This is a genomic window from Pseudoxanthobacter sp. (genome assembly GCF_036822375.1).
Classification (GTDB): domain Bacteria; phylum Pseudomonadota; class Alphaproteobacteria; order Rhizobiales; family Segnochrobactraceae; genus Pseudoxanthobacter.
Map to the genome: position 1 here is coordinate 1 of NZ_DAISHT010000004.1, position 6,328 is coordinate 6,328.

The 6,328-nt window shown below is 71.1% G+C and carries 6 protein-coding genes and 1 pseudogene; 4 read left to right on the plus strand and 3 right to left on the minus strand.

Annotated features, from left to right (window positions below; all coding sequences use genetic code 11):
- A partial coding sequence (gene grpE / locus V7067_RS01065) for a nucleotide exchange factor GrpE (protein WP_334174015.1) occupies window positions 1-238 on the minus strand: 238 nt, incomplete at its 3' end.
- A 156-nt stretch (window positions 239-394) separates the two neighbouring features.
- Complete coding sequence (trxA, locus tag V7067_RS01070) at window positions 395-733, minus strand: thioredoxin (protein WP_334174016.1); 339 nt, start codon at window positions 731-733, stop codon at window positions 395-397.
- A 326-nt stretch (window positions 734-1,059) separates the two neighbouring features.
- Here trxA and V7067_RS01075 point away from each other — a divergent pair, with 326 nt between their 5' ends.
- A complete protein-coding gene (locus V7067_RS01075; protein ID WP_334174017.1) occupies window positions 1,060-1,446 on the plus strand; it encodes a hypothetical protein in 387 nt (128 codons plus the stop codon).
- Here V7067_RS01075 and V7067_RS01080 read toward each other — a convergent pair.
- The gene (locus V7067_RS01080; RefSeq protein WP_334174018.1) at window positions 1,385-3,034 is read right to left on the minus strand and encodes a beta-1,6-glucan synthase; all 1,650 of its coding nucleotides are present in this window, start codon (window positions 3,032-3,034) and stop codon (window positions 1,385-1,387) included. The genes V7067_RS01075 and V7067_RS01080 overlap by 62 nt on opposite strands.
- A gap of 348 nt (window positions 3,035-3,382) precedes the next feature.
- Between V7067_RS01080 and dapF the strand changes: the two genes are divergently transcribed.
- The 3 genes and pseudogenes from dapF to V7067_RS01095 all read left to right on the plus strand — a co-directional run.
- Window positions 3,383-4,285, plus strand: coding sequence for a diaminopimelate epimerase (gene dapF, locus V7067_RS01085; protein WP_334174019.1), 903 nt, complete (start codon window positions 3,383-3,385; stop codon window positions 4,283-4,285).
- Window positions 4,285-5,577, plus strand: a complete 1,293-nt coding sequence (gene mtaB / locus V7067_RS01090) for a tRNA (N(6)-L-threonylcarbamoyladenosine(37)-C(2))-methylthiotransferase MtaB (protein WP_334174020.1) — start codon at window positions 4,285-4,287, stop codon at window positions 5,575-5,577. Before dapF ends, mtaB begins: the two co-directional genes overlap by 1 nt.
- 445 nt (window positions 5,578-6,022) lie before the next feature.
- Window positions 6,023-6,328, plus strand: a pseudogene (locus tag V7067_RS01095) (hypothetical protein); the annotation flags it as partial.

Genomic DNA, 6,328 nt, shown 5'->3' on the forward strand with positions numbered 1-6,328 from the left:
CCAGCACTTCGCGTGCAAAGCCGGTGATGGCATAGCGCCCGGCGTCCTGCACTTCCCGCTCGGTGCGCCGGCGCAGGTTCTCCATCTCCGCCAGCGTGCGCAGAAGCTGGTCGCGCAGCTGGTCGTTCTCCGCTTTCAGGGCGGAAAGGGGATCGGCCGCTGCCGCGCCGGCCTCCGGGGCGGTCTCGGTCGCGGTCTTCTCGGTTTCGGGTGTCGTTTCGCCGCTGTCGGTGGTCATCGCTCGGGTCTCGGAATGAACGGGTCGGTAAAAGGGCCGGCAAAAACACGGCCCGCGCGAGGCCGGATCAGGGTCTCGGGGCGCGGGCCGCATGCCTTGCAACGGGGGCCCGCTGCCGGCTGGCCGGCCCGGCGGGACATCGGGAACGGACAGGCCTCAGATGGCGGCCTTGATCCAGTCGGCCAGCGCGCTCTTGGGCGCCGCCCCCACCTTGTGGGCCGCCAGCTCGCCGCCCTTGAAGACCATCAGGGTCGGAATGGAGCGGACGCCGTATTTGATGGCGGTGGCCTGATTCTCGTCCACGTTGACCTTGGCAATGCGGACCTGCCCCTCAAGCTCGCCGGCGATCTCTTCCAGCGCCGGGGCGATCATCTTGCAGGGGCCGCACCACTCGGCCCAGAAATCCACCACGACCGGCAGATCGGAGTTGAGAACGTCGTCCTTGAAGGACGCGTCGGTCACCTGCACCGTCGCGGAATCTTCGGCTTCAGCCATGTCGAACCTCATATGTCGCCGCTGGCGACGTTAAGATTGCGTGATTGTTCCGCCGGCCCGCCTTGCTGGCACAGCCGCCCCGGGAAACCGGAACCGGCACACGGCCTTTTCCGCCATGGCCGGCCACCGCGGCGGAGACTCAATCCATGGCGGGAAGGTAGGAAGCGCACCCCCCTGCGTCAAGGCATGGCGGGGCACGGGCGGGTTGCGGCGGCCGGCGGGCGGCGGCAATTTCGCCGTTGCGCGGCGGCCATGGAGCCGCCATGGTTCGCCCGACTGCCCCGGCCGCCGGCCGGGTGCCGGATTGCCGGAAGGAGCCGCAGACTTTGGATCGGCTGAGTTTTTCAACGGGCGCGGTGGTGAAGGTGGGTCTTGCCAGCGCGGTTGCGCTGGGGGCGGCGCTGTGGCTGCGCTATGGCCTCATCGACGTGACGGCCATCGCGCAGGCCTGCGAGGCGGGTGAGCGCTCGCTCACCTGCGCCGTCCGCTTCGGCTTCAACGAGGGTTTCCGCACCGTGGTGCCGGGAATCGTGGCCGTGCTGATCGGCCTTTATGCGCTGCTGCGCCCCGGCGTGGCGGCCTTCGGGGCCACCTTCGTGGCCGCCGCGCTGTGTCTGGTGCTGTTCAACGCCTGGCCGGGTGCGCTGGCCCTTACGCTGGCACTGCTTTCCCTTGCCCGGCGGGCGCCGGCGTCCCGCGCCCGACAGGCCTGAGGGCCAGCGCCAGGACGATGAAGTCGAGGGCGAAAGCCCACGCCTGACCGTTGTCCGCGCCCTCGTTCAGGATCACGCCGATGGCGGTGACCAGAATGAGGGCGCTGAACAGCCGCTCCACGCGGCCGGCCGCCCCGGCGGCGCCCACCATGGCAACCGCGATGGCCGGACCGGCAAAGGCGGCGAACTGGAAGTCGCGGTAGCGCGAATCGACCAGCAGCGCGATCAGCGTCGGCACGCCGATGACGAGGGTGGCAAAGGTCAGCCAGCCCATGATGCGGCCCGCCGCACCGGTGCCGGCCGGCGTTTCCGCAGAACCCAGCAGCGCTTCCAGCCGCAGGCGCGGAATGCCGCGGGCCACCATCGGCGCGGCGGCGAGCGGCATCAGCACCGTCAGCGCCAGCGTGGCGGCGGCGAAGGCCCAGTCCCAGCCATCGAGGCTGACGACCGGCGCCTCTTCAAGCCACCACGGCAGGGCGAAACCGGTGACGAGGGCGATCAGCGACAGCCGTCCCACCGCGTTCATCCCGCGCGCCTTCAGCCCCAGCCCCATGACCACGGCGGCGGCAACGATGCCGATGGCCGCCTGCCACAGCCAGCCGGGGTGGTTGCTGATGGCCTCGCCCCAGTGGAACTTGACCTTGCCGGCATCGTCGAGCACGCCCCAGCGGCCGCCGACGGTGCCTTCCAGCTTGCGCTTCCACGGCTGGTCCAGCGCCTCGATGAGGTTGTAATCCCAGCCGTTTTTCTTCGCGAGCGCGATGATCTCCGACAGGTAGGCGACCTGATTGGCCGGCGTCGGCAGCGCGCCCTCGCGCATGCGGCCGCGGCTCGGCCAGCCGGTTTCGCCGATCAGGATCGGCTTGTCGCCGAACAGCGTGCCCATTTCGCGGCGCACGTCCGCCACGTGGTCGCGGGCCTTGCTGACGTTGACCGGCTGGTCTTCCCAGTAGGGCAGGATGTGGATGGTGACGAAATCGACGTCCCGGGCGATCTCGGTGTTGCGCTCCCAGAACTCCCACACATCGGCATAGGTGACCGGGATCGGGGCCACGGCCTTGCGGATGGTGCGGATCGCCTCCACCAGCGTTTCCGGCGGCAGGTCGCGGCGCAGCAGCACCTCGTTGCCGACGACGAAACCGCGGATCGAATCCGGATAGGCCTTGGCGAGTTCGATGGCGGCGGCGATTTCTTTGGCGTTATCGGTGCGGTTGCGGCCGAGCCAGATGCCCTGCAGCACCTTCAGCCCGTGGCGGGCGGCGATTTCCGGCACCGCGGCCAGACCCTGCCCGGTGGAATAGGTGCGCACGCACGACGTCACCTTCGCGAGTTCCCCAAGCTGGCGGTCGATCTGCTCGGGCGCGATCCACAGGTTGGGGTCGAACGGTGTCTGGCTGCCCTCATAGGGCGCGTAGGACAGGCAGGCGATTTCCTCGCCCGGGGCCAGCGGCGAAGGCGGCACCGCCACAGGGCGGCCCAGCCACCACCAGCCGGCGGCAACCAGCACAACGACCGCAAGGGCGGCGACGAGAACGGAGCGCGACGAGCCGGAGGCCGATGGCGCGGGGGAGGCGGACGGGGAAGCCATGAACGAACGAAAACCGGGTGAGAGCCGCATCGGAAAGCCTGCCGGGCCGGCGGGAGCGAGGGCAAAGCCTGCCACGGCAACGTTCACAAACCGTCATATCAGTGCCGCGCGCCGGGCAGAAGCGCTTCCGCTGCGTGCCGGGCCGGCTTTCGCGCCGCCGTTGCCGCGTTGCCATCGCGCCGGCCTTTTGCTTCCCGCGGCCATTGGCCATATAAGGATCACGCGCGCGTTGGACCGCCGCCCCGCATGACGGGGCCGGCGGCGGGCGCATTTGTGCATTGAAGGCCCGTTCGGCCGCCCTGCGGGCGAAGCGGGACATGAGCCAGGATGAAAGCCATGAGCGCGGCCATGAGCACGGGCCTTCCGGTGGTGAAAATGAACGGCCTCGGCAATGCGATTGCCGTGGTGGACCTGCGCGGCGGCCATGCCCCGCTGACGACGGCGGAGGCCCGCCGGCTGGCGGAGCCCGCCGCAGGGCTGGGGTTCGACCAGATCATGGCGCTGCATGACGGTGCCGGCGATGTCGACTGCTTCATGCGCATCTACAATTCCGACGGCTCGGAAGTTTCCGCCTGCGGCAACGGCACGCGCTGCGTGGCCGATGTGCTGTTCGGCGAGGGCGGCGCGCGGCGGCTCGTGCTGGCCACCGATGCCGGCCGGCTGATCTGCACGCCCGGCGGCCGGCCCGGCACCGTCAGCGTCGACATGGGCGTTCCGCGTCTGGCGTGGAACGAGATTCCGCTCGCCCATGCCGTGCCCGATATCCGCGCCGTGGCCGTGCCGCTGGCCGGCGTGCCGGGGGCGGAGGCCATCCGCGGGGCCGGGCTGCTGGGCCCGGCGACGGTGGTCAATGTCGGCAATCCCCACGCCATCTTCTGGGTGGCGGACCCCGATGCCATCGATTTTGCCCGCCTCGGCCCGGTCATCGAGCATCACCCGCTGTTTCCCGAGCGCGTCAACGTCTCGCTCGCCCGCATCGACCGCCCCGACCGCATCACGCTGAAGGTGTGGGAGCGCGGCGCCGGGCTGACGCGGGCCTGCGGCACGGCGGCCTGTGCCACCATGGTGGCGGCGGTGCTGACCGGGCGCACCGGCCGGGCGGCGACGATCGTGCTGCCGGGCGGCGAACTCGACCTGTCGTGGGGCGAGGATGGCCACATTCTGATGACCGGCCCGACCGAGACGGAAGCCACCGGCGTGATCGACCGGGAGAGCCTTGCCGTCGTCCTCGACCCGGCGAGGGCTGCCTGATGGCCGTCGATATCCTCACCTTCGGCTGCCGCCTCAACACCGCCGAATCGGAAGTCATCCGCCGCGAGGCGGAGGCGGCCGGCGTGAAGCAGACGGTGGTCATCAACACCTGCGCCGTCACGCAGGAGGCGGTGCGGCAGGCGCGGCAGGCAATCCGCAAGGCGCGGCGCGAGAACGGCGAGGCGCGCATCGTGGTGACCGGCTGCGCGGCCCAGACCGAGCCCGGCACCTTTGCCGATATGGCCGAGGTGGACCTCGTGCTCGGCAATGCCGAGAAGCTCGACCCCGCCGCCTGGCGCCGCGTGGCCGGCGACAACCGCCCGGCCGGCCCGGCCGCGGGGGCCGATTTCGGCCTGGCGGCGGCGGAGAAGATCCGCGTCGACGACATCATGGCCGTGCGCGAGACCGCCGCCCACCTGATCGACGGGCTGGAAGGGCGCACCCGCGCCTTCGTGCAGGTGCAGAACGGCTGCGACCATCGCTGCACCTTCTGCATCATTCCTTATGGCCGCGGCCCTTCGCGCTCGGTGCCGATGGGGGCGGTGGTGAGCGAGATCCGCCGCATCGTCGCCCATGGCACGCCGGAAGTGGTGCTGACGGGCGTCGATCTCACTTCCTACGGGCAGGATCTGCCCGGCGCGCCGCGGCTGGGCGAACTCGTCACCCGCATCCTGAAGCTGGTGCCGGAGCTGCCGCGGCTGCGGCTGTCGTCCATCGATTCCATCGAGGTCGACGACAGCCTGATGAGGGCCATTGCCGGGGAAGAACGGCTGATGCCGCATTTCCATCTGTCCCTGCAGGCCGGCGACGACATGATTCTGAAGCGCATGAAGCGCCGGCATCTTGCCGCCGATGCGGTGCGCTTCTGCGACAGCGTGCGGGCGATCCGGCCGGACGTGGTGTTCGGCGCCGACCTCATCGCCGGCTTCCCGACGGAAACCGACGCGATGTTCGCCAACAGCCTGAAGCATGTGGAAGACTGCGGCCTGACCTATCTGCACGTTTTTCCCTATTCGCCGCGCCACGGCACGCCGGCCGCGCGCATGCCGCAGTTGCCGCGCCCGCTCATCCGGGCGCGGGCCGATGCTCTGCGGCAGCTGGGCGAGGCGCGGCTTTCCGCCCACCTTGCCGCCGAGGTCGGCCGTATGCGGCAGGTGCTGGTGGAAAGCGCCGGCCTTGGCCGCACCGAGCAGTTCACGCCCACGGTGATTGCCGGCGGCCGGCCGGGCGAGGTGCTGTCGGCCCGCATCACCGGCCACGAGGGCACGCGGCTTCTTGCCGAAGCCGCCTGACGGCACCACCAGACACGGGCCCACGCCAGAGACCGGCGGCCGGCGACGCCGGAATGCGCCGCCGCACGAGGGGGAAGGATAAGTCATGGCAGAAGAGAAGCGCGGCCTGCTCGGCCGCCTGTTCGGATGGCGTTCCCGGACGGACGAAGCCGCCGCGCCGGCGGGGTCCGATGCGCCGGAAGACACTCTGCCCCCGGCTGAAGGCCAGCCGCCGGAGGCCCTGCCCGAAACCGCATCGCAGACAGCGCCCGGACCGGCGCCCGACGGAGCGCCGGCTGCGGCAGAGGCCGCTCCGGCCGCGGAGGAGCCGGCACAGAGCGCCCCGGACGCAGCTTCCGCCGCGCCGCATGATGCTCGCCCGCATGACGCCGGTCCGGGCCCGCATGACGCCGGCCCGCATGACGAGGCTGCCGCGCCGGCCCTGCAGGATCAGGCGCCGCCGGCCGTGCAGCACGATGCGCCCCCGGTGTTCCGGCCCGAGCCCGTTGCCGGTGTTGCCCCGGCGGTGATTGCGCCGCTTCTGGAGGAAGCGGAGGAGAGCGCTCCGCCCGCCGGCTCCGCCCCCGACGATCTGCAGCGCCACGGCGCCGGGCTGATGCCGGAGACGACCGCCGAAGAAGATCCCCCCGCGCCGGTGGCCGGGGCGGCGGAACCGGAGACCGCCCCCCTTGCGGCGGCGCCTGAAGCCGTGGCCGGGCCGGAGCCGGAAGGCGCTGCGCTGCCGGAGGCCGGCCCCGCCTCTCCGGCGGAC

What these genes read in the sequence shown, in the direction of transcription:
- dapF (WP_334174019.1), top strand. Translation starts at nt 3,383, where the DNA reads ATGAGCACGGGCCTTCCGGTGGTGAAAATGAACGGCCTCGGCAATGCG.
- V7067_RS01080 (WP_334174018.1), bottom strand. Translation starts at nt 3,034, where the DNA reads ATGGCTTCCCCGTCCGCCTCCCCCGCGCCATCGGCCTCCGGCTCGTCG.
- mtaB (WP_334174020.1), top strand. Translation starts at nt 4,285, where the DNA reads ATGGCCGTCGATATCCTCACCTTCGGCTGCCGCCTCAACACCGCCGAA.
- trxA (WP_334174016.1), bottom strand. Translation starts at nt 733, where the DNA reads ATGGCTGAAGCCGAAGATTCCGCGACGGTGCAGGTGACCGACGCGTCC.